The organism is Novispirillum itersonii subsp. itersonii ATCC 12639 (genome assembly GCF_000381985.1).
Classification (GTDB): domain Bacteria; phylum Pseudomonadota; class Alphaproteobacteria; order Rhodospirillales; family Rhodospirillaceae; genus Novispirillum; species Novispirillum itersonii.
The window spans coordinates 45,138-68,895 of the sequence record NZ_KB907339.1 but is presented as its reverse complement, the minus strand read 5'-3'; the positions used below and the strand labels follow the sequence as shown (position 1 = coordinate 68,895).

Annotated in this window: 15 protein-coding genes and 2 tRNA genes; 10 read left to right on the top strand and 7 right to left on the bottom strand. The window is 62.9% G+C overall.

All coding sequences use genetic code 11. The features are described from left to right. Nucleotides 1-22: 22 nt before the first annotated feature. A complete protein-coding gene (locus G365_RS20545; protein ID WP_019644609.1) occupies nucleotides 23-1,324 on the bottom strand; it encodes a DUF1835 domain-containing protein in 1,302 nt (433 codons plus the stop codon). Nucleotides 1,325-1,710: 386 nt separating this feature from the next. On the opposite strand from G365_RS20545, the gene clpX reads away from it, so the two are divergent. Further along, the gene (clpX, locus tag G365_RS0106035; RefSeq protein WP_019644608.1) at nucleotides 1,711-2,982 is read left to right on the top strand and encodes an ATP-dependent Clp protease ATP-binding subunit ClpX; all 1,272 of its coding nucleotides are present in this window, start codon (nucleotides 1,711-1,713) and stop codon (nucleotides 2,980-2,982) included. 74 nt (nucleotides 2,983-3,056) lie between these two features. Here clpX and G365_RS0106030 read toward each other — a convergent pair whose 3' ends face one another. After that, the gene (locus G365_RS0106030) at nucleotides 3,057-3,836 is read right to left on the bottom strand and encodes an EAL domain-containing protein (protein ID WP_019644607.1); all 780 of its coding nucleotides are present in this window, start codon (nucleotides 3,834-3,836) and stop codon (nucleotides 3,057-3,059) included. 172 nt (nucleotides 3,837-4,008) lie between these two features. Here G365_RS0106030 and G365_RS0106025 point away from each other — a divergent pair, with 172 nt between their 5' ends. From G365_RS0106025 to G365_RS0105990, 8 genes are all read left to right on the top strand, one after another. After that, nucleotides 4,009-4,638 (top strand): GbsR/MarR family transcriptional regulator, encoded by a 630-nt coding sequence (locus tag G365_RS0106025; protein WP_019644606.1) that lies wholly within the window; start codon nucleotides 4,009-4,011, stop codon nucleotides 4,636-4,638. A gap of 33 nt (nucleotides 4,639-4,671) precedes the next feature. Then, nucleotides 4,672-6,015, top strand: coding sequence for a cytochrome ubiquinol oxidase subunit I (locus tag G365_RS0106020; RefSeq protein WP_019644605.1), 1,344 nt, complete (start codon nucleotides 4,672-4,674; stop codon nucleotides 6,013-6,015). A gap of 16 nt (nucleotides 6,016-6,031) precedes the next feature. After that, the gene (locus tag G365_RS0106015; RefSeq protein ID WP_019644604.1) at nucleotides 6,032-7,042 is read left to right on the top strand and encodes a cytochrome d ubiquinol oxidase subunit II; all 1,011 of its coding nucleotides are present in this window, start codon (nucleotides 6,032-6,034) and stop codon (nucleotides 7,040-7,042) included. 222 nt (nucleotides 7,043-7,264) lie between these two features. Continuing rightward, nucleotides 7,265-9,013, top strand: coding sequence for an acyl-CoA dehydrogenase (locus tag G365_RS0106010; RefSeq protein WP_019644603.1), 1,749 nt, complete (start codon nucleotides 7,265-7,267; stop codon nucleotides 9,011-9,013). Nucleotides 9,014-9,229: 216 nt separating this feature from the next. After that, complete coding sequence (locus G365_RS0106005; RefSeq protein ID WP_155976152.1) at nucleotides 9,230-9,694, top strand: hypothetical protein; 465 nt, start codon at nucleotides 9,230-9,232, stop codon at nucleotides 9,692-9,694. A 276-nt stretch (nucleotides 9,695-9,970) separates the two neighbouring features. After that, nucleotides 9,971-11,734 (top strand): SLC13 family permease, encoded by a 1,764-nt coding sequence (locus G365_RS0106000; protein WP_019644601.1) that lies wholly within the window; start codon nucleotides 9,971-9,973, stop codon nucleotides 11,732-11,734. Between the two features lie 91 nt (nucleotides 11,735-11,825). After that, nucleotides 11,826-11,902 (top strand) — tRNA-Met (locus G365_RS0105995). A 148-nt stretch (nucleotides 11,903-12,050) separates the two neighbouring features. After that, nucleotides 12,051-12,127 (top strand) — tRNA-Met (locus G365_RS0105990). An 89-nt stretch (nucleotides 12,128-12,216) separates the two neighbouring features. Here the strand turns inward: G365_RS0105990 and G365_RS0105985 are convergent. Next, nucleotides 12,217-18,066 (bottom strand): ATP-binding protein, encoded by a 5,850-nt coding sequence (locus G365_RS0105985; RefSeq protein ID WP_019644600.1) that lies wholly within the window; start codon nucleotides 18,064-18,066, stop codon nucleotides 12,217-12,219. Between the two features lie 380 nt (nucleotides 18,067-18,446). Between G365_RS0105985 and G365_RS20540 the strand changes: the two genes are divergently transcribed. Continuing rightward, entirely contained in the window at nucleotides 18,447-18,689 is a 243-nt protein-coding gene (locus G365_RS20540; RefSeq protein WP_155976151.1) for a hypothetical protein, read from the top strand. Between the two features lie 211 nt (nucleotides 18,690-18,900). Here G365_RS20540 and G365_RS0105975 read toward each other — a convergent pair whose 3' ends face one another. The 4 genes from G365_RS0105975 to G365_RS0105960 all read right to left on the bottom strand — a co-directional run bounded on the left by G365_RS0105975 (nucleotide 18,901) and on the right by G365_RS0105960 (nucleotide 23,681). After that, nucleotides 18,901-19,989, bottom strand: a complete 1,089-nt coding sequence (locus G365_RS0105975) for a BMP family ABC transporter substrate-binding protein (RefSeq protein ID WP_019644598.1) — start codon at nucleotides 19,987-19,989, stop codon at nucleotides 18,901-18,903. A 116-nt stretch (nucleotides 19,990-20,105) separates the two neighbouring features. After that, the gene (locus G365_RS0105970; protein ID WP_051089856.1) at nucleotides 20,106-20,996 is read right to left on the bottom strand and encodes an ABC transporter permease; all 891 of its coding nucleotides are present in this window, start codon (nucleotides 20,994-20,996) and stop codon (nucleotides 20,106-20,108) included. Nucleotides 20,997-21,037: 41 nt separating this feature from the next. Beyond that, nucleotides 21,038-22,135: an ABC transporter permease gene (locus G365_RS0105965; protein ID WP_026345137.1), complete on the bottom strand. Its 1,098-nt coding sequence runs from the start codon at nucleotides 22,133-22,135 to the stop codon at nucleotides 21,038-21,040. After that, entirely contained in the window at nucleotides 22,125-23,681 is a 1,557-nt protein-coding gene (locus G365_RS0105960; protein WP_019644595.1) for an ABC transporter ATP-binding protein, read from the bottom strand. The genes G365_RS0105965 and G365_RS0105960 overlap by 11 nt, the downstream gene beginning before the upstream one ends. Nucleotides 23,682-23,758: the final 77 nt, after the last annotated feature.

Here is a 23,758-nt window from a genome sequence, read left to right as displayed (position 1 = left end):
ACAACGGCCTCCCCCTTTGCTTTTATCCCTGCAGGCCCGGCACCACCCGCCGCGCCTGCGGATCCCAGCGGGGACCGTCATACCCCGGCCCGATCACCAGCGGGCCGAACCAGCGCCGGGCGGCGGTGATGGCCATGTAGTCCATCCGTCCCGCCAGAACCTCAGCCCCGGCGGGCGTCAGAAACAGACGGCGTTCCGGCCACCGCGCCGCTCCGTCAGGGCAGATCATCACCGACGGGTCCGCCGCCAGCAGGTCCGCCAGCTCCCGCCAGTACATCATATCCCCCAGCCACGGCAGCGGCTCAACCTGCCGGAGAAGCCGGCGGAACAGCCCGGCGGCAGTCATCCCCTCTGGCCCCGCATCGGCCAATAGCGTCAGCGTCAGATGTTGGGTCAGACTGAGGCCGGAGAGAACCGAAGGAAGTTCCTGCACATGCCGGGCAACCGCCCCGGCCATCGGCGGAAGGGCGGCAAGGCCATCGGCGGCCAGACGCATCAACTCCATCACGTTTCCGCTGGCATAGGCCTGCCAGACGGCGGCCCCCGCCGCAATATCCTGCGCCAGCACCGGGCGCCGCCGGGCCTCCCACAGCATCAGCAAACTCTCAGGGTTCAGTTGCCCCAGTCCGACAAACTGCCCGACCCCGGGGACGGCATCGACACAGACCAACTCCATGATACGGCGGGGCGGGGCCATCGACAGGCGCCACAGCAGATAAGCCAGTATCAGCTGGTCATACGCGTCGTGCTCAAACCACAGCACCACCGGGCCGCCCTCCCCTGCCAGAACGGCCGTCAGGTCACTGTAGGACCGGGCAACCCGCGCTGCGGCATCGGCCGGATCAAGGCCATAGGCCCCCTGCAGATAAGCCCGGCGCAGAAGGGGCAGATCAGCCCCGGCAGAAACCGGACCATGACAGAACGGGTCGGAGAATTCGACGAACCGGCCCCGGAAACCGGCAGTCTGCAATGCCTGGCGGATATCACTGCCGCAACGGAGATGTACTGTCTCCGCCGTGTCCGGCTGCCGGACAGAACCGGCAGCAATCTGCTGCCGCAGAAACGTCTGACGGCTGACATAATGACGCAGCTTCGGCCAGCTGGAAAAACCGTTCTCGCGGGCGATCACCAGCAAAGCATCGGCCAGCTGCGCGCCCTCTGGCGGGCAGGCGGGATGTACGGTAACAGCCCGGCGGATGGCGTCCGGCTCTTCTGCCCTGACCGCCTTCAGCAGACGGCGGGCAGCCTTGCGCAAATACTCCAGATTCAGAGATCCATCGGCCAGCGGAGCCGTATTATCATGGTCAGAGATAGGTGTAGACATGGGATTCCCTCTGTCGAGATCAGCCTGCGTCTGCCTGACAGGCGAGGAAATCCGAAAAATGCGTCAAAGACGGTGGGCAGAGCCCTTTTCGCAGACAGGAAGGCTTGGCGAAAGCCCACCACAGGCCTAAATCAGAGAGGTCAGGATCGTCAAGCTTCTTCCTGTCTTCAGGCCCGTTCGTGCGTCAGAATATCGACAATCGGGCGATATAACGGCAGGAGGGCGAAAAAGCCGATGATTTAGGGATTGTGCCCCGCTCGCAGGAGCGGCTAACATGGCGGGAAAGCTACGACTTCGTGGCAAGACTTTGTCCTGGCGGCGGCAGCCGGTTCTGTGGGGATCTTCCCGCTCCCCTCCGGCCTGTCGTTGCATGGAGTGGAGATACAATGAGCAAGTCCTCCGGCGGCGATTCCAAGAACACCCTGTATTGCTCGTTCTGCGGCAAGAGCCAGCACGAAGTGCGTAAGCTGATTGCCGGACCGACGGTTTTCATCTGCGATGAATGCGTCGAGCTGTGCATGGACATCATCCGTGAGGAACACAAAACCCATCTGGTGAAAACGCGGGACGGCGTGCCTTCTCCGCGCGACATCATGAAGGTTCTGGATGATTATGTGATCGGCCAGAGCCACGCCAAGCGGGTGCTGTCGGTCGCGGTGCATAACCACTACAAGCGCCTGTCGGCCATGGGGGCCAAGGGCAATGAGGTGGAGATTGCCAAGTCCAACATCCTGCTGGTCGGCCCGACCGGCTGCGGCAAGACCCTGCTGGCCCAGACACTGGCCCGCATCCTTGACGTGCCGTTCACCATGGCTGATGCCACCACCCTGACCGAAGCGGGCTACGTCGGGGAAGATGTCGAGAACATCATCCTCAAGCTGCTGCAGGCCGCCGACTACAATGTCGAACGCGCCCAGCGCGGCATCGTCTACATCGACGAAATCGACAAGATCAGCCGCAAGTCTGACAATCCGTCGATCACCCGCGACGTGTCCGGTGAAGGCGTGCAGCAGGCCCTGCTGAAGATCATGGAAGGCACCGTTGCCTCTGTGCCGCCGCAGGGCGGGCGTAAGCATCCGCAGCAGGAATTCCTGCAAGTTGACACCACCAACATCCTGTTCATCGTCGGCGGGGCGTTCGCCGGTCTGGACCGCATCATCGGCCAGCGCGGCAAGGGCAGCTCCATCGGCTTCGGTGCCGATGTGCGTGACCCCGAACAGCGCCGCACCGGTGAGCTGCTGCGGGAAGTGGAGCCGGAAGATCTGCTGAAATACGGCCTGATCCCGGAATTCGTCGGCCGTCTGCCGGTGGTTGCCACCCTGGACGATCTGGACGAAGCCGCCCTGATCCAGATTCTGACCGAGCCGAAAAATGCGCTGGTAAAGCAGTATCAGCGCCTGTTCGAGATGGAAAACACCAAGCTGTCCTTCCATGAGGAAGCCCTGCGGACCGTCGCCAAGAAGGCGATTGCCCGTAAGACCGGTGCCCGTGGCCTGCGGTCGATCATGGAAGGCATTCTGCTCGACACCATGTTCGATCTGCCGGGCATGGAAGGTGTTGAGGAAGTGGTCGTCAATGCCGAATCCGCTGAACTGCGGGCCAAGCCGCTGATGATCTATTCCGAGACCGCCCGAGGCGAAGAGGCGGGCAGCGCCTGAGCGCAGCCTGACTGCTGAAAGAAAAACCCCCGGGGCTCTGCTCCGGGGGTTTTTTCTTCAGATCGGCCCTGACTTCAGCGGCAGACCAGATCCCATTGAATGGCCGAATCCGGACACAGTGTTTCAATCTGCGGACGGGCAAAAAAGAAGCCCTGAAAGCGGTGGACCCCCATGCCCAGCAGATGACAGGCTTCTTCTGCAGTCTCCACCCCTTCGGCAACCACCGACATTCCAAGCCGCTCTGCAATCAGCAGCACCCCGGCGACCACGGCCTGCCGGGATGGATCAGCCTGAATACCGGTGATCAGCATCCGGTCAATCTTCAGAACATCGGTCTGAAAATCAGCCAGCAGAGACAGCCCGGCATAGCCAGCCCCGAAATCATCAAGCGCGGTCATAAACCCGTGACGCCGGTAGGTATCGACAATACTGCGCAGATGGCGCCGGTCGATGATGTGCTCATCTTCAGTGAATTCGAAGGTGATCAGATCCCGCGGGAAGCCATGCTCAGCCGCTGCCGCCAGCGTCACCTGCAGGCAGGCTTCGGGATGATAGACAGCATTGGGCAAAAAATTGATGTTCAGCCGTCGGTCCAGCCCCAGCCGGGCCGCCAGCTCAATCGCCCGGACCCGGCAGGCCTGATCAAAGGCGTAACGGTTTTCGTCGGTGACCTGAGCGAGAACAGTACCCGCGCCTTCCCCGGCCGGCCCGCGGACCAGTGCCTCGTAGGCATAGATCCGCCGTTCCCGGACATCAACAACCGGCTGGAACGCCATGGTAAAATCAAAAGGCGGCTTACTGCCGCAGCGGCCACCGCAAGGACGGGCCCCGGTGTGGGCCTGCAGCTCGGTCATGGTCTATAGGCTCCGAAACTCTGTGAACTGCCTTTTCTAGACTATAGGTCAAATCCTTCCCGCTCCACCCCCCTTTCATCAGAGAGGCTATTCATCCATAAAATTTCTATGGTTGAATGATTTTCTGGAATTTCTATAATTTCACAAATTTCTGAAATTACGGAACATACCGATGAACCTGCCACCGCTGATCCAGACCTTTGTGCTCCACTTTGGGGAAATGGGCAGCCGGTGGGGCATCAACCGGACCGTCGGGCAGATCTACGCCCTGCTGTTTCTGTCCCCTGATCCCCTGAATGCCGAACAGATCGTTCAGCAGCTTGGGTTCTCGCGGTCAAATGTCAGCATGGGCCTGAAGGAACTGCAGGCCTGGAATCTGGTGCGCCTGCAGCACCTGCCCGATGACCGGCGCGATTACTTCACCACCCCCGGCGACCTGTGGGAAATCCTGCGGACGCTGGCTGAGGAACGGAAGAAGCGCGAGGTGGACCCGACCCTGACCATGCTGCGGGAAGTGCTGATGCAGACCCCGTCTTCTGACGCGGAACGCCATGCCCAGACCCGCATGCAGGATATGCATGACCTGATTGAACTGCTGACCCGCTGGTACGATGACATCCACCGCATCGAGCCATCGCGGCTGGCACAACTGCTTTCACTGGGGGCGAAGGTCCAGAAGATCTTCGAGGTGAAAGATTGGCTGACCGGCGGTGGCCCGGAACGGACAGGCAGGTCCGTTCCCGCCGCCCCGGCCGATAGCGGCGACACGACGGACAGACGCAGACCTCCTTCGGGGTCATAATCCGACGCCTCGCCCTCTCCGGAGGGATCATCTATGGACGCCCTTGTCCTCGCCCGGATCCAGTTCGCGGCGAATATCTCCTTTCACATCCTGTTTCCGACCATCACCATCGCGCTGGCGTGGGTGCTGCTGTTTTTCAAGGTGCAGTACAGCCGCACCGGGGAAAGCCGCTGGATCGACTGTTACAGCTTTTGGGTCAAGGTGTTTGCCCTGTCCTTTGCCCTTGGCGTGGTCTCGGGCATCACCATGTCGTTCCAGTTCGGCACCAACTGGCCGGGCTTCATGGAACGGGTCGGCAATGTCGTCGGCCCCCTGCTGTCATACGAAATTCTGACCGCCTTTTTTCTGGAAGCCGCCTTTCTCGGTATCATGCTGTTCGGGCGCTCAAAAGTGCCGTCATGGCTGCATACGCTGGCCACCGCCGTGGTGGCGGTCGGTACTTTCCTGTCGGCGTTCTGGATTCTGTCGGCCAATTCCTGGATGCAAACCCCGCAGGGGCATGAGATCCGTGATGGCGTCGCCCATGTGGCAGACTGGATGCAGGTTATTTTCAATCCGTCCTTCCCCTACCGGCTGGCCCACATGCTGCTGGCCAGTTTCCTGACCGGTGCCTTCCTGCTCGCCGGACTGTCGGCATGGCGCTGGCTGAAGGGTGACCGCTCCGCCGCAGTGCGGACCGCCCTGAAGACCGGGCTGGTGATGGGGGCGGTACTGATGCCGGTACAGATTGTCGCCGGAGACATGCATGGCCTGAACACACTGGAACATCAGCCGCAGAAAGTGGCGGCGATGGAAGGCAACTGGGAAACCGGGGCCAAAGTCCCCCTGCTGCTGTTTGCCCTGCCCGACGAGACCACCCGCAGCAACCGCTTTGAGATCGGCCTGCCCGGAGTCGCCAGCCTGATCCTGAAGCATGATCCTGACGGCGTCGTCCCCGGCCTGAATGATTACGTCGGCAATCACCCGCCGGTGGCCCCGGTGTTCTGGTCCTTCCGGGTGATGGTCGGCACCGGCATGGCGATGCTTCTGGTGTCCTGGGCGGCCCTGTGGCATCTGCGCCGCCGTCGCGGCGATCTGTCCGGGGTCATGGCTAAGATTCTGGTTGGCATGACCTTCTCCGGCTGGGTTGCCACGCTGGCAGGCTGGTACGTCACCGAAATCGGCCGCCAGCCGTGGCTGGTCACCGGGGTGCTGCGGACCGCCGATGCCGCCTCAGCCGTGCCCCCCGCGCATATCGGCATCAGTCTGGCGGTGTATCTGCTGACCTATGCCGGGTTGCTGGTGGCCTATATCGGCACACTGTTCCATCTGGCCGGAAAAGCCGCAAAGCCGGATGCACCCCCCTCCCCCACCCTTGCGCCGCTGCCGGCGGAATAACCGGACGGAGGATCTGATGATGGATAGCCTTCTCAACGCCCACACCCTGCCACTGATTTTTACCGCTCTGATGGCGGTGGCAGTCCTGGCCTATGTGATCCTTGACGGTTATGACCTTGGCATCGGCATTCTGCTCGGGTTGGCACCGGAGACTGAGAAAGATGTGATGATCGCCGCCATCGGCCCGTTCTGGGATGCCAATGAAACGTGGCTGGTGCTGGCGGTCGGCCTGCTTCTGGTGGCTTTTCCGATGGCACAGGGGGCTATTCTCGGCACCCTGTACCTGCCGGTTCTGGTGCTGCTGATCGGCCTGATCCTGCGCGGCGTGGCCTTTGATTTCCGGACCAAGGCCCGCGCCGGACACAAACAGCGCTGGAACCGCCTGTTCGCGGTGGGGTCGATTGCCGCCACTCTGGCGCAGGGCTATATGCTCGGGCGGTTCATCACCGGGCTGGATGGCTCCCTGCGGTCAGAGCTGTTCTCTGCCCTGACTGCTGTCTGTCTGCTGGCGGCCTACGCCCTGCTGGGGGCCGGGTGGCTGATCCTGAAGGCCGACGGGGCGCTGCAGCAGCGGGCCCTGCGCTGGGCCCGCCCGGCGCTGATTCTCAGCGCGCTGGGGCTGGGGGCGGTCTCGGTGGTGACGCCGCTGGTCAACCCGATGGTCGCTGCACGCTGGTTCAGCCTGCCGGAATTTCTGCTGCTGGCCCCGGTGCCGCTGATGGCGGCGGGCCTCTGTATCGGTCTGTTTCTGCTGCTGTCCCGCCTGCCCCGTCAGGATGACCGCTGGTGCTGGCTGCCTTTTGCCCTGACCACCGGCATCATCGGTCTCGGGTTTCTGGGCATTGCCTACAGCTTTTTCCCGTGGATCGTCCCCGGAAAGATGACGGTCTGGCAGGCCGCCAGCTCGCCGGAAGCCCTGATCGCTATTCTGGTGGTGGCAGCCCCGATTCTTCCGGTGATCATCCTCTATTCCCTGTTTTCCTATCGGGTGTTCTGGGGCAAGACCGGCGCGCTGCGCTACGACTGACCCCGCCGGGCCTGCCTGCCCGGCCTCACCCGGTGCGCGCCGCCTGATCCCCATCGGGCGGCGCGTCTGTCTTCCCGGCGACCTATGCGGAATACACCTGCCCGGACTACGGCAATGTCACTTGCGCGATGCAGCATATTCCCGCACTGTGGAGGCAGGTTAAAGAGCACTTAAACGTGCTGGACCTGACTCTTGCGCCACACCCGTCCTGGAGGAAACACCATGGCGACCTACGCCGCCCCATTAAAAGATATTCAGCTTGCCATGCAGATTGCCGGTCTGGAGACCGTCGCCGCCCTGCCCGGCTATGAGGAAGCCACCGGCGACCTGATCTCGGCGGTTCTGGAGGAAGCCGGGCGTCTGGGTGCGCAGGAACTGGCCCCCCTGAACAAGGACAGCGACAGCTTTGGCGTTAAGCTGGACAACGGCGTGGTCAGCGTGCATCCGCCGCTGAAGGACTTTTATACCAACCAATACCTTGAAGGCGGCTGGAATGCCCTGCCGTTTTCGCCCGATTACGGCGGGCAGGGCCTGCCGTGGCTGGTCGCCGCCGCCGTGCAGGAAATCTGGCAGTCCGCCAACATGGCCTTCGGTCTGTGCCCGATGCTCAATCAGGGCGCCGTCGATCTGCTGACCGAACATGGCTCGGAAGAGCAAAAAGCCCTGTACCTGCCGAAGATGATCTCCGGCGAGTGGACCGGCACCATGAACCTGACCGAGCCGCAGGCCGGATCTGACCTGTCGCAGGTCAAGACCCGCGCGGTCCGCGACGGGGACCATTACCGCATCACCGGCACCAAGATCTTCATCACCTATGGTGACCATGATCTGACCGACAACATCATCCACATGGTGCTGGCCCGCCTGCCGGACGCGCCGGAAGGGGTGAAGGGCATCTCGCTGTTCATCGTGCCGAAGGTGCTGGTCAATGCTGACGGCAGCCTTGGTGCCCGCAACGATGTGGTCTGCGCCAGCCTTGAACACAAGCTGGGCATCCATGCCAGCCCGACCGCGGTGATGAGCTTCGGCGAAAAAGACGGTGCCATCGGCTATCTGGTCGGCGAGGAAAACAAGGGCCTCGCCTATATGTTCACCATGATGAACAACGCCCGCCTGAACGTTGGCCTGCAGGGCTATGCGGTGGCGGAACGGGCCACCCAGCACGCTGTCTCCTACGCCAAGGAACGGATTCAGTCGCGTCCGGTGGTCGGCAGCTTCTCCGGCGGTGCGCCGATCATCAACCATCCCGACGTGCGGCGCATGCTGGTCAGCATGAAGGCGCAGGTGCAGGCCGCCCGCCTGCTGACCTACACCGCCATTGCCACCATGGACGTGTCGATCAAGGCTGCGGATCCTGAGGTCGCGGCCCGTGCCGCCAACCGGGTTGCCCTGCTGACCCCGCTGGTCAAGCTGTGGGGCACCGAGGTCGGGGTCACTGTCGCCAGCGAAGGGGTGCAGGTCTTCGGCGGTATGGGCTTCATCGAGGAAACCGGGGCTGCCCAGTTCTACCGCGATGCCCGCATTGCCCCGATCTATGAAGGCACCAACGGCATTCAGGCCGCTGACTTCGTCGGTCGCAAGGTCCAGAAGGATAAGGGCGCGGAACTGCTGGCGCTGGTGGCCGACCTGCGGGCCGGACTGACCGGGGCTGACGCCAGCCTGTCGGCAGACCTGAACGCTGCCCTTGACCGGGTGGAACGCACTGCGGCCTTCATCACCGCTGCGGCCCCCGCCGATGCCTATGCTGCCTCGGTACCGTTCTCCCGCCTTGCGGCACTGACCGTCGGCGGCTGCCTGCTGCTGCAGGCCGCTGAAGCCGCCAAGGCAGACTCTGACCCGCTGTATGTGCAGGAAAAGCAGGTGGTTGCCCGCTACTTCATCCGTCATCTGCTGCCGCAGACTGCGGCGCTGGAGGCGGAGGTACTCGCCGGGGGTGAAGCCGTGATGGCCCTGCCGGTGGAAGCCTTCTGAAACCTTTGACCGCACGACGTAACGGAAAGGGTCCCTGACGGGGCCCTTTTCTGTTGCGCCGGAAAATACCGCAGCAGCGAGAAGAACACTTGCAAGGGGTATCCGGGCACACCATGATCCGCCTGTTGGCCCGGTTTCTGTCTGACAGACCGCCTGATGCGGCAAAACCGGCCCCGCCTCTCTCCCCCGCCCTTTCTATCGTCGACGGTTGTGATCATGTCCCTCTCTTCTTCCCGCATGGCCCGTGGTACCCGGCTGCTGCTGGTCAGCCTGTTTGCCACCCTGACCGTCCTGATCGGCGGCGGGACCAAGGTTGCGCTGGATCTGCGTGACCGCAACGCCCGGATCACGGCGCTGGAGGCTGAACTGGATCAGGCCCGGCAGCAGATCGCCGCCGCCGAGGTCAGCCTGAGCGAGCGTGCCACCCAGCTGGCGGTGACCGAAAAAGAAAAAGCCGATCTGGCGAAAAAGCTGGATAACAGCTATGCCGCCGTGCCGGTCGGTGGGCGGGTCGATTTTCCCATCATGCGCGGCATGGCGCGGGAAGGCGATACCGTCGCCACCTTCGCCAAACGCGAAGGCACCACCCCGGATGTGGTGATCGCCCTGAACCCATGGCTGAAGGGCCAGAAAGGCGGCCAGCTGGCTGACCGGGCATCCCTGTGGATCCCCAAGCGGTAAACTGGCGCAATCCCGCATAAAATATGAGGCTTCTGGTATCAGTTTTATCAAAGCCCTCCATAGGCTGGCCTTATGGTTTCATTTGCCAAGGGGGGCTTTGATGCGTTAAGCCGGTTATGACGTACCCGCAGGGGTGGGGAAACAACCTGTAGAGCGCTTTCAGCAAAAGTGGATGCCGGTTTTGCCGCTGGAAACGCTCTGTCTCTGACACAAAGAGCCTTTTCCGATTGGCCGGTCTCCACTGAGTCGGAAAATGCTTTTGCTGGGGGGAACCGGATGACGCTGAATCAGGGGCTGGCACTGGCCGTCCTGGCCATCACCATCGGCCTGTTTATCTGGGATCGCCTGCGATATGACGTGGTGGCGATGCTGTCTCTGCTGGCCGGTCTTGCCACCGGCATTGTGCCGATGAAAGCAGCCTTCACCGGCTTTGCTGATCAGGTGGTGATCGTGATGGCATCGGCGCTGGTGGTCAGCACCGCTCTGGCGCGCTCAGGTATCGTCGAGCGGTTGACCCGCCCCCTGCAAAGCCGCCTGACCAAACCGGATACGCAGGCCGCCGTACTGGTCGGTGCTGTGACGTTCCTGTCTGCATTCATGAAAAATATCGGGGCGCTGGCCCTGTTCATTCCGGTCGCACTGCGTCTGTCGCGGCGGGCCGGCTTTTCCCCCTCGTTGCTGCTGATGCCTCTGGCATTCGGGTCGCTGATCGGCGGCCTGATCACCCTGATCGGCACATCCCCCAACATTGTGGTGTCGCGCATCCGCGGTGAGGTGACCGGCCAGCCGTTTTCAATGTTTGACTATGCTCCGGTCGGGCTGGGCATTGCGGTTCTTGGCGTGGTGTTCCTGACCTTCGGCTGGCGCCTTTTGCCCAAGGAACGGCAGGCCCGCGTCTCGGCAGAGGATCAGTTTCAGATTGAGGATTATCTGGCCGAAGTGCAGATTCAGCCCGGGTCTGCCCTGATCGGCAGCACCGTCTCTGATATTGAGCGGCTGTTCTCTGAAGGGGCGATTACCGTTGCCGCGATCATCCGCGATCAGGGGCAACGCTATATTCCGGGGGAACACTGGGAGTTTTCAGAAGGCGACATCGTCGTTCTGGAAGGTGATCCGGTCGCGCTGAAATCGTTCCTCGCCAATGCCGGACTGACCCTGCTGGAGCAGGCGGAAGGGCGGTCGGCTAAATCCTCCTTCGTTCTGCAGGAAGCGGTGATCAGCCCGAATTCGGTGCTGGTCGGCACCAATCAGGAACGGATTCACATCCGCTCCCGCTTCGGGGTCAACGTTCTTGCCGTCAGCCGGGCCGGGCGGCATCTGGTGGCACGGCTGCGGCAACTGGAATTTCAGGTCGGCGACGTGCTGATGATTGAAGGCCCGGAACAGGCGGTGCCCGCGGCCCTGCAGGCCATGGGCCTGCTGCCGCTGGCCCAGCGCAATCTGGCACTGGAACGGAAACCTGCCCTGCTGCCCCTGCTGATTCTGGCGGTGGCCATGGTCGCAATGGCCCTGGAGCTGGTGCCGGTCGCCGTCGGCTTTTTTGCCACCGCCGTGGCGATGATTGTGACCGGATCAATCTCTGCCCGCGAAGCCTATGAGGCGGTGGACTGGTCGCTGGTGGTGATGCTGGGGGCACTGATTCCCGTCTCTGACGCCGTGCAGGGCACCGGGGCATCCGACCTGATCGCCGGGGGGCTGGCGCAGGTCTCGCACATGCTGCCCTCGATCGGGGTGATCGGCCTGATGATGCTGACAGCCATGGCCCTGACCCCGTTCCTGAACAATGCCGCCACCGCGCTGGTGATGGGGCCGATTGCCGCCAGTCTGGCCATCCAGCTCGGTATCAATCCTGATGCTGTGCTGATGGCGGTCGCCGTTGGCGCGGCCTGTGACTTTCTGACCCCGATCGGCCACCAGTGCAATACGCTGGTGATGGGGCCGGGAGGATACCGCTTCGGGGATTACTGGCGTCTTGGCCTGCCCTTGACCTGCCTTGTGCTGGTGGTCGGCACCATACTGATTGATCTGGTCTGGACCTGATCCCGCGTGACACAGCGGTGTCATTTTTGATGCTTGACACCGGTTTTCCCCACGATTATAAGGGCGCTCCCACCACGGTGGGGGCCAGTATGGCGGAGTAGCTCAGTTGGTTAGAGCACGGGAATCATAATCCTGGGGTCGGGGGTTCAAATCCCTCCTCCGCTACCAAATAAAAGGCAGACCTTCGGGTCTGCCTTTTGCTTTTACAGTCCATCTTTCTTCTGGCCTGCCAAACCTTGGTTGGATGAATTTTTTGTCTTTACAGCACAGTAGGGACCGATTATAAGGGCGCTCCCACCACGGTGGGGCCGGATATGGCGGAGTAGCTCAGTTGGTTAGAGCACGGGAATCATAATCCTGGGGTCGGGGGTTCAAATCCCTCCTCCGCTACCAAAAAAACCCTGATGACCTTGGTCGTCAGGGTTTTTTTCTGCCTTCAGCAAACAGCCATCCCCCGGATGAGACCCGCCGCAGGGCTGTGGTCAGCCCTTTTCCTCGACCAGCACCACCGGCACCCGGACAGTCATCCGGGTACCGCCGCCGGGATTTTCCTCGGCGCTGACAGTGCCGTGCAGCAGGCCAGTCACCAGATTAAACACGATGTGCAGCCCCAAACCACTGCCACCGATGCCCCGGCGGGTGGTAAAGAACGGATCGAAAATCCGCCCGCGCAGATCCGCCGGAATTCCCCGTCCATCATCAGAGTAGACCAATTCCACCCACCCCGGCTGAGGCATTGAGACCATCAGACGCAGACGCCCATGCTGCCCGGCGGGAAAGGCGTGGTCGATGGAGTTGGTGACGAAATTGGTCAGAATCTGTGACCATGTCCCCGGATAACTTTCAATCACCAGCCGCTGCGGACATGACAGGCTGAGGGTATGCCCCGCTTTCCGCAGCATCGGTGTAAAGCTGCGGATCACTTCCCAGAGGTATTCCTCGACATTGAACTGGCGACGGTCACCGCTGCTCTGGTCAACGGCAATCTGTTTAAAACTGGTGATCAGATCCGCCGCCCGGCGGATGTTGGTTTCCATCAGCGCCGTTGTTTCAGCCGCCTGCTCGACATAATGAGCCAGCTGCGACCGCCGCAGGGCGTCCTCCTTCAGGGCGGACCTCAGCTCCCGCGTGCGTTCAGCCAGAAAAGACGCGGCGGTCAGCGTAATTCCCACCGGGGTATTGATTTCATGGGCCACACCGGCGACCAGTTCGCCCAGTGATGCCATTTTCTCAGCCTGAATCAGGCTGTCCTGTGCGCTGCGCAGCTCTTCCAGTGCCGTTTCGGCAGCACGGCGGGCCTGCATCAGCTCCCGCTCCCGGCGGCGTTCGTCAGTGACATCAAGATAAATCTGGACTTCACCGCCATCGGCCATAAAGCGCCGCCGGACCTGTATATGCATATCCCCGGCCAGCTCCACCTCCGCCGCCAGCTTGTCGGGGTAGACCGAGCGCCCTGCCGCCGCCCGCTCCATCAGGATCTCGGCCAGACGCTCCGACAGCACGCCGGAGGCAATGGTGGATGAGATCAACGCCGCCTGCGATACCCCCCGCCGCCGCAGAGCGGGCGGAAAACCGAACAACTCCATCGCCCGGTTGTTCCACACCATCATCCGGCCTTCGGCATCAAACAGGATCAGGCCATCACTCATGTTATCGAGTGTCGCTTCCAGCAGCCGGGTCTTTTCGGTCGCCTCGCGGGACCGCTCCTCCACCTGCCGTTCCAGATCGCGGTTCAGCGCAGCCATGTTTTCATAAAACTGGGCATTCTCCAGCGACACCATCACCTGTGCCGCCAGCAGGCGCAGCACCTCCAGCCGGTCAGCCGTGAACAGGCCGGGGACCAGATTGTTTTCCAGATACAGCACACCGGTCAGATCCCCCCGCTGATACAGGGGCATGGCCAGAATCGACAGCGGCCGGGTCCGCATCACGTAGGGATCAGAGGTAAAATCCCCCCCCCGGACCGCATTCTCCAGAATAACCGTCTCGCCCGAACGGGTGACGAAATTAAAGATCCCCCGGGAAAACGGCAGAAAGTCTGCGGGCAGGTCTTCCGTTACCGGTATCTGCAGGCGATGCACCAGAAAACGGTCTGCCTCGGCCTCTCCATCGGCTTCAATCTGCCATCCGGACGGGCCTTTCAGCAACAGAACCCCGCGCTGCGCCCCCACCGCCCCCATGGTGATCCGCATCAGCCGCTCCAGCAGATCAGGCCGGTGAATCTCGCCGGAAATCGCCTGCGCCGCCCGCACCACCGCCATCAGATCAGCCTGGCTGTTGCTGCGCCGGGGAACCGCTGCCGGAACCCCATGCCCCCACGCCGGTCCGGCACTCATCCCCCGCCACAGGCTGTCCGGGGTTTCCCGCCAGCGGGAACGGAGCAGATCAGACAGGCCGGCAGCCCCCCAGATGTCCAGTGTCTCAAAAATCTGCCGCCGCAGCATACCGGCCACCGCCGTGCGCTGCCCCTGCTCATGGAAGGAGGCGGCAGCACACAGCACCAGAACCTCCTCCCCGATGTTGCCATTATCACGGGCAGCCTGCAGCGCCCGGGCATAAAGGTCAGAGGCATCCTGCCCGTCACTGATCCGGGCTTCCTCTGCCCGCAGCAGCAGCAGGCGGTGCAGATGCTGGACCGGGCATTCCGCTGTCCACAGTTCAAAATCCCGGATTGCCCGGCGCAGACGCTGCCGCCAAGGGCCATGGCCGGTGCGCCCGGCGCGGTCAATACTGCGCGCCACGATCAGGGCCCCGTAGAACACGTGAACCGAACGGGATACGGTTCCCTCAGCCCGCTCAGCCAGTGCATCGGCGGCAGACAGGGCTTCCAGCGCCTGAGAAAAGATCTCTGCCGCCGTCAGGGTGATCACGGTCAGCAACAGGGTGCCATATGCCATCAGCGGCATGCCGGTCGCCTGCAGATGACGGGCCTGATCCCGGCTGTCGGGCCACAGGGTCGAGATATCGGTTAACCCCCCGGGCTCTGTCAGGCGGGACAGAAGACGGTTGACCGCACCGATATAAGCACCGGCGATCCCATTGGGATAGCGGCGCAGAAAGGCTGTAGCACGGGCACAGTCCGCCACCAGATCCCGCAACGGTATGCCGCAGAACAGCCCCTGTTCCAGGGTTGCGGCAAGGGCATAGCCGGCGGTTTCCATATCCCCGCCATCCATCGCCAGACGGTGACAGTCCAGCAGGCCCCGCCGAGTCTGCTGCAACGGCTCCTGCCAGTGCAGGCCAAGATAATAGACCGGCAAAAGCGCCCGCGCTTTCAGGGTATCCGGCGGCGCGGCGCGCAACAGGGCCAGCGCCCGGCTGGCCAGACGGAAGGCCCGCTCCCGGTCCCCCTGCGCGGCACAGACCGACGTCAGCATGGCGTGGGCATACCCCAGATGCAGCGGGGTTCCGATCTCCAGCGCCAGCGCCGTGACCCGCAGGGCGTAAGCCGGGGCCAGATCCGGGCGGCTGATATGACGGGCCGCCGACACTGTCAGCAGCAACCGCAGCGCAGCCTCGGCCTGCGGCGTGCTCCTGCCGTCGGTTTTTCTGGCCTCAGCCGCCAGCAGCAGCTTTTCCGTCAGACGGAGACGGCAGAAAATGCCAAACCGACGCACCAGTCCTGTCTGGGACGGGACCGGATATCCAAGGCGCGCCGCCCCCTGTAAGGCGGTATCCACCGCAGCAGAAGACTCCCCGCGCGCCGACAGGGACAAAACCCGCAGCTCCATCGCCCGCGCTGCGTCAAGCGCACTCAGGGGCGGTGTCAGGGGCTGGTGCAGCAGCACATCCAGCACACTGTCCAGACGGCCCCAGTCACGCAGGACATAGGCGGCTTCCGCTGCCGCCAGAAAAAGGCTCAATGCCAGATCCCGCTGCGCCCCCCACGGATCCGGCTCCAGCAGGGCAATTCCACCCTGCGCAAAGGTCAGGGCGGACGCGGACCCGGCCGAAGCGATGGCAGCACGGGCAGCCCGCAGGTTGAGGGACGCCATCTGTTGCCGTTCAACCGGATCCGTCAGCTCCCCCGCCCCGGCATTGATCTGGTCAAGGGCAGAAAACAGCGCCGGGCCAGACAGATCCTCCCCCTGTGCCTGCAAACGGATCCGTCCGATCCGCAGATGCCAGCGGACCCGGTTTTCCGGCACATCAGAGGCAGAAACCATCTCGCGGATACGGCCATGCTGAAACCGATAACGGTGATCCGCCGCCCTGTCACCAGCCTCGGGGCCGACATCCCCCTCTGCTTCGCCAAGGGGCATGATCAGGCCGACCGCCAGGGCTTCCTGTATCGCCACCTCGACCGCCGCAGCCTGCACATCCAGAACACGGCGCAGCTCTTCGGGGTCAAACACCATGCCGATACAGGCTGCGGCCTGAAGGGTCGTCCGGGTAAAGGGGCTGATATCCCGCAGGGATTGTAAGAGAAAACCGACCAGAGTCTCCGGGGCCGGAAGGTGCGGAATCATCGCCGCATCCCACCGCCACACCGCCGCGCCCCCATCAAAGCGCAGCGCCCGGCGTTCATGCAGAATCGCGATGAACCGCTTCAGGAACAGAGGATTTCCGAAGGTGCGGCGGATACAGAGATCGGCCAGAGCCAGACCGTTTTCCAAGGCCGGGGTAAACGTCTGTTCCAGCACTGTCAGGGCATCGGCAACCGTCAGCGGGGGCGGACACAGGGTTCTGACCGGCACCCCCGCCTGCTCGACCGCTGTCAGGAACGCGCTGATCGCAGGGCTATCCCCATCACCGCTGTCATCCGGCAGAGTCGCGATCAACACCATCGAGCGCAGGGCATTTTCCTGCAGAAGGTACAACAGCAGATCCAGCGTGGACCTGTCGGCATGGTGCAGATCATCAAGCAGCAGAACCAGCACCTGACCGGGATCCAGCAGGGCCCGGACGAAACGGACAAAAACAGCACGGAAGGCATCACCGATCAGATCCGCCCCCGAAGACACTACGGGCTGTCGGTGCCCGATCAGCACTGACAGCGGCGGCATCGCCGCTGTCAACATCCACACCGGGCCGCTGTCATCACGGTCCAGCGCCGCTTCCAGCCGCGAGCGGACCGCGATCAGATCCCGTTCTGATCCGGACAGAATCCGGCGGAGAACCCGGGTGAAGGCCGCCATCAGCACGCCGAAAGGCACATTCCCCTGCTGACCGTCAAAATCACCGCGCACCAGCAGGGCCGATGCCGCCGCATCACAATCCCCGACCGCATCAAGCAGCGTAGACTTCCCGCCGCCGGAAGGGCCCCGCACCACATGCAGCGAGCCCCGGCCTTTCATCGCGTGCAGCAGGGCATCGCGCAGGCTGTCCAGCTCAGGGGCCCGGCCAACCAGACGGGACGATGCCGCACCGTTACCCTTGGGCGATGTGCCGCTGCCCGCTGCCCTGTCAGACACCGGGGCTGCCGGAACCGACTGCAGACTGAGGCCGGACAGGCACCTCTGTAACGCCTCCAGCAGGTCGCTGCCCCGGCTGAACCGGCCATCGGGATCTTTTTCCAGCAGGCGCATCACCACCTGACCGGTCTGCATTGAAACGGACGGCACCACCACATCCGGGGCATCCGGCAGACGCCCGAGGTGGGCATGCAACAGATCCTGCGGATCGTGGTCGGTAAACGGCAGACGCCCGGTCAGCAGAGCATACAGGATGATTCCGACCGCATAAAAATCAGTCCGTGGATCAACAGGGCGCGGCAGAAGACCGGTCAGCTCCGGTGCCAGACAGGAGGCATCCGGGCCATCGCCGAAACGCTGCCAGACTTCGCCCACCGGCATCGCCCACCCCTGCCCGGTCAGACGGACCGTCCCGTCAGGATCAAGCAGAATGTGTGAAGGATGAAGCACCCCCAGAATCAGGCCGCAGTGATGCAGCCGGATCACCGCATCGGTCAGTGCAATCCCCAGACGCAGGACCGCAGCCTCTTCCCACCGCTGCCAGCCGGTGTCGGCCCCCTCTCTGCCATCCGGCCCCAGACGAAGGGCCTGCGCCCCGGTATCAGCCATGACCAGAACCGGCCCAGATCCGCGGACCGGGCTGCCGTTAGGCATAATGCAGCCATAAGAGGATGGCTCCAGCGCCAGAACCGGCGGCGCCCCGCGCCCGGCCAGCTGGCACAGGACATTGTACTGGCGGGACAGATGCTCTGCCATCTCAGGGGCCGTCGCCACCTCGTCCTGCGCCAGCAGGGCGGTATCAGCCGGGAGCTTGAGAATCACCGGGCGGTCTTCTCCGCCGTCAACCGCCCGCAGCCAGCCCCGCCAGACGGCAAAGCTGCCACTGACGTGCAGGCATTCCTCAAACACATAGGGCATGGCAGGCCGGGCCTCTGGTACGGGCAGGGTGGATCTCTCCAGAGTCAGGAAAGATATGGCTTTTGGCAAGCTGGCAGTTGCCTGCCGACATAATTATCCCTGATCATACGACCCAAGGGATGCCGACCTATGGATTAGTCCCTAAACTTTATATCTTCCGGCCAGAGTGCAGCGCCTGCGGACCCTGAAAACCCCTTTAGAATCACATCAGGCCAGTGATCATAACACCGTCACCGACCGGGATTGGTTAAACTAAGGCGCCGCGACTCAAGTTTTTTCTCCCCCCGCGCCGCAGAACCCTTTAATATTTAGTCATCGGGGGGATGTTTTCGGGGAAGCCACCGGGCAACCGGTGCATATGGCAGTCAGACATCGAGGATATGATGGCACGCAAAACCGTTGAGCTTGGGCAGCGTTTTCAGGATGTGGGTAATCCGCGCGTGCTTTGGGAAGTTGAGTTTCTTTATACCGACGGTCATGGGGTGCCCCATGCCCGGCTGCGGAATGTTCAGACCCGGGTCGATGCGCGGACCTACAGCTGTACGGTTCTGACCGATCCGCGCCGCTTCAAGGTTGTCTCTGCCCCGGTGGCCGCCCCGGCTGCCGCCGCGCCGGACGCGTGACGACGGCGCAGCCCCGGCTGCGCTTCCATCCGCACACTGTTTTTTTTTCACAAAGCCGCCCACCCGGGCGGCTTTGTGTCTTCAGAGACTGAAGTACCCTTCTGAACAGCAAGCAGACAAAAACCCCACGCCCCTTATCAGGACGTGGGGTTTTGTTCTTTCAGTCCGGGCCGACGCCCGGTCTGGCTGACAATGCCAGAGCGGCTGTCCGTTACTTCGGCAGCTTGCCCTGCACGCCTTCGACGTACCAATCCATCGACAGCAGATCCTTATCCGTCAGGGCCTCACCGGCCTTGACGCGTTCTTTGCCATCCTGATCCTTGATCGGACCGGCGAACGGGTTCAGGGTCCCGGCTTCGATACCGGCCTTCACGTCCATCGCCGCCTTCTGCACATCAGCCGGGATCGCCGGATTCAGCGGGCCAAGCTTGACCATGCCAGCCTTGAAGCCGCCCCAGGTGGTGTCAGCCTTCCACTTGCCGTCCATCACCGCCTGTACGCGATCGATGTAATAGCCGGACCAGTCATCGATGATCGAGGTCAGCAGACGCTTCGGGCCGAACTTGGCCATGTCAGAGGCCTGACCGAAAGCCCAGACGCCCTTTTCTTCGGCGACCTGCACCGCAGCCGGGCTGTCCGTGTGCTGGGTGATGATGTCGGCACCCTGCGCGATCAGGGTCTCGGCGGCTTCACGCTCCTTGCCCGGATCGTACCAGGAGTTGACCCAGATCACCTTAACCTGAACGTTCGGGTTGACCTTCCGGGCCGCCAGAGTCACGGCGTTGATACCACGCACCACTTCCGGAATCGGGAAGGAGCCGATATAGCCGATGACGTTGGTCTTGGTCATGTGACCGGCAATGGTGCCGATCACCGCACGGCCTTCATGGAACCGGGCATCATAGATGCCCATGTTCTCGGCAGTCTTATAACCGGTGGCGTGTTCAAACTTGGTCTTCGGGAACTTCTTGGCGACCTTCAGGGTCGGGTTCATGAACCCGAACGAGGTGGTGAACACCAGATCATAGCCCTGCTGGCCGAACTGGGCGATCACCCGTTCGGCATCGGCACCTTCCGCCACGTCTTCGACGTAGGCAGTCTTGATCTTATCGCCAAAGTGGGCTTCCAGCGCCTTGCGGCCCACGTCATGCTGATACGACCAGCCGAGGTCGCCGACCGGGCCGACATACACAAAGCCGACCTTCAGCGGATCAGCCGCCTGTGCGGTGACAGCGCCACCGAACAGGCCCGCCACCACGGCAGCAATCGCCGCCAGACGGGTTCCCTTGAACATACCCATTGCTTCACGCTCCTGTCTGCGGGCTGCCTGCGGGCGGCTTGTTCCCCCGCCGGTCATCAGCCGGTAAAGACCAGTCAACACACCACACACCCACCCCGGAGGACGGCTGAAACCGTTTATCCTTCCGGGTGAAAAACCTTGCCGATACTGGCCGGGGCATTCAGGCGGATGCGCGTGCTGTCGCGGGAGATCAGCACCAGCACCACAATCGTCGCCAGATACGGCAGCATCGACAGCACCTGAGAGGGCAGATCAACCCCCATTCCCTGCACATGCAGCTGAATGATGGTGATTCCACCAAACAGCCATGCCCCCAGCATCGCCCGCCACGGCCGCCAGGTGGCAAACACCACCAGCGCCAGCGCGATCCAGCCACGCCCGGCCGTCATGCCTTCCACCCACATCGGGGTATAAACCAGCGACAGATAAGCCCCGGCCAGACCACAGCAGGCCCCGCCGAACAGCACCGCCCCCAGACGGATCAGGCGGACCGGATACCCGATGGCATGGGCTGCATGCGGGCTTTCCCCCACAGCCCGTACCACCAGACCGGCGCGGGCCCGGGCGAAGAACCACCAGATACCGCCGGTCAGCGCCAGCGTCAGGTACACCATCGGGTCCTGCCCGAACACCAGCTTGCCGATGAAGGGAATCCCGGACAGGGCCCCCAGCGACACAGCCGCCATCGGCTCCACCGTCTGACCGACGAAACCCTGCCCGACAAAAGCCGACAGCCCGATCCCGAAAATGGTCAGCGCCAGACCTGTCGCCACCTGATTGGTCAGCAGATACAGAGTCAGGAAGCCGAACAGCAGTGCCATCGCCATACCGGCCAGAACTGCCGCCAGCAGGCCGAACGTCATCGACCCGGTGGAGACTGTCGCCGCAAAAGCCGCCACCGCCCCGGTCAGCATCATTCCTTCAACCCCGAGGTTCAGGACCCCGGATTTTTCGGTCACCAGCTCCCCCAGCGCCGCCAGCGCCAACGGCACCGCAGCCCGCATCATCGCCACCAGCAGCAGGGCGGTGGCATCCAGCAGTTCAACACTCACGCCTTTGCCTCCTGCTGCGGGCGACCGAAGCGCACCCGGTACCGGATCAGAACATCAGACGCCAGCAGGAAAAACAGCAGCATCCCCTGAAACACCCCGGTGACCGCCAGCGGCAGCCCCATGCCGATCTGCACCGCCTCGCCCCCCAGATAGGACAGCGCCATCAGCAGCGATGCCAGCAGAATACCCACCGGATGCAGCCGACCGAGAAAAGCGACGATGATAGCGGTAAAGCCGTACCCCGGCGACACGGTCGGCTGAAGCTGACCGATCGGTCCGGCCACTTCCGACACCCCGGCCAGACCGGCCAGCGCCCCGGAGACCAGAAACGACAGCCATACCACCTTACGCTGGCTGAACCCGGCATAGCCCCCGGCGGCAGGTGTCAGGCCCATGACCTTGATCTGAAAGCCGACGAAGGTGCGGGCAATGATGAACCACCCCCCGACAACCGCAGCCAGAGCGAACAGGGCGCCAAAGTGCAGGCGGGTCTCCGCCAGCAGGACCGGCAACAGCGCTGAGTCACTGAACATCCGCGATTCGGGGAAGTTGAAACCTTCCGGATCCCGCCACGGGCCATGGACCAGCAGGCTGAGTATCAGGGTGGCCACATACGTCAGCATCAGGCTGACCAGAATTTCCGAGGCATGAAAACGGGTTTTCAGCAGGGCCGGAATCGCCCCCCACAGCATGCCGCCGACCATACCCGCCACGACCATCAGCGGCAGAATCCACCAGCCTTCCATGTCATAACAGGCCAGAGCCACACCGCCGCCGAAAATCGCCCCGAAGGTAAGCTGACCTTCCGCACCGATGTTCCAGACATTGCCCCGGAACCCCAGCGCCAACCCGATGGCACACAGGGCCAGCGGCGTCGCCTTCACCACCAGCTCGCCCAGCCCATAGGCCGTGGTCAGCGGTGAGACAAAAAACGTATACAGCGCTTCGGGTGCGTTGAAGCCCAGCACCTGAAACAGCAGCCCCCCGGCCAGCAGGGTCACCGCCAGCGCCAGCAGCGGGGTGACATAGACCATCGCGGGGGACGCGTGACCGCGTGGCTCCAGACGCGGCATGAACGACGGCTTATGCGCCATGGTCGCCCTCCCACTCATCAGCGGTTTCAAACAGGCCCCCCATCAGCAGCCCCACCTGCTCCACCGTTGTGTCACGGGCAGACCGCAGGGATGACAGGCGGCCATGACACATCACAGCAATCCGGTCAGCGATGGTGAACAGCTCATCAAGATCCTGACTCACCACCAGCACCGCCGCCCCCTGATCCCGCAGATCCAGCAACGCCTGATGAATCTGGGCCGCAGCCCCGGCATCAACCCCCCATGTCGGCTGAGCACAGATCAGCAGCTTCGGCTTTTGCAGGATTTCACGGCCAATGATGAACTTCTGAAGGTTCCCGCCCGACAGCGACCGCGCTTCCGCCCGCCGCCCGTGGGTGCGGACGTTGAAAGCATGAATGATCCGGTCCGCGTAAGCATTGACCTTGCGGAAAGAGATCAGGCCCCGATTGACCAGCGCCTGACGCCCATACCCGGACAGCAGCGCATTATCGGCCAGCGACAGATCCGGCACTGCCCCGCGGCCCAGCCGCTCTTCCGGCACAAAGCCCATCCCCAGATCACGGCGGCGCTTTGGCCCCAGACGGCCAACCGCCTGCCCGTTGATGTGGATCGCATCGTGGTCGGCACAGCGGTGTTCGCCCGACAGCGCGGCCATCAGCTCGTTCTGGCCATTGCCGGCCACCCCGGCGATCCCGACAATTTCCCCGGCATGCACCGAAATCGAAATATCTTTCAGATCAACACCGAAAGGCTGAAGCGCACCAAGACTGAGATTGGTGACCTGCAGGCGAGCCTCGCCCCGCCGGGTGCCTGACACGCTGCTGCGGGCGGTTTTCAGTTCCGTCCCGATCATCATCTGGGCCAGTGCCCGGGCGCTGTTCTCGCGCGGATCGCAGGACCCCACCACTTCACCGGCCCGCAGAACGGTCGCCTGAGAACAGAGCGCCCGGATTTCCTCCAGCTTGTGGGAAATATAAAGGATGGTGCAGCCTTCATCCCGCAGGCGGCGCAGGGTCTCGAACAGCGTCTCAGCCTCCTGCGGGGTCAGCACCGAGGTCGGCTCGTCCATAATCAGCAGGCGCGGGTTTTGCAGCAGGCAGCGGGTAATTTCCACCCGCTGGCGCTCCCCCACCGACAGATCATGGACATGACGCTGCGGATCCAGTGGCAGCCCGTAGCGCTGAGAAACCTCAGCGATGCGGGTCGCCAGTGTCTCCAGCGGCTCTTTCGCATTGATGCCAAGGGCAATGTTTTCGGTGACGGTCAGGGATTCAAACAGCGAGAAGTGCTGAAACACCATGCCGATACCCAAGGCACGCGCCTGAGCCGGGCTGCCGATGTGCACCGGCTGCCCATCCCACAGGATCTCGCCGCTATCGGCCTGCTGAACGCCATAAACGATTTTGACCAGAGTCGACTTGCCTGCTCCATTTTCCCCGAGCAGGGCATGGATTTCCCCCGGCTGCAGGGTCAGGGAGACCGCCTTGTTGGCGTGACAGCCGGGAAAACGCTTGTCAATGCGCCGCAGCTGCAGGCGCGGCGGGGGAAGCTGATCCGTCTGCACTCGTTGAAACCGTCTGCAAAGATCGAAAAAACCGACGCCGCCCCTACTTTTCAACGATAAGGACGGCGATCGCTGCG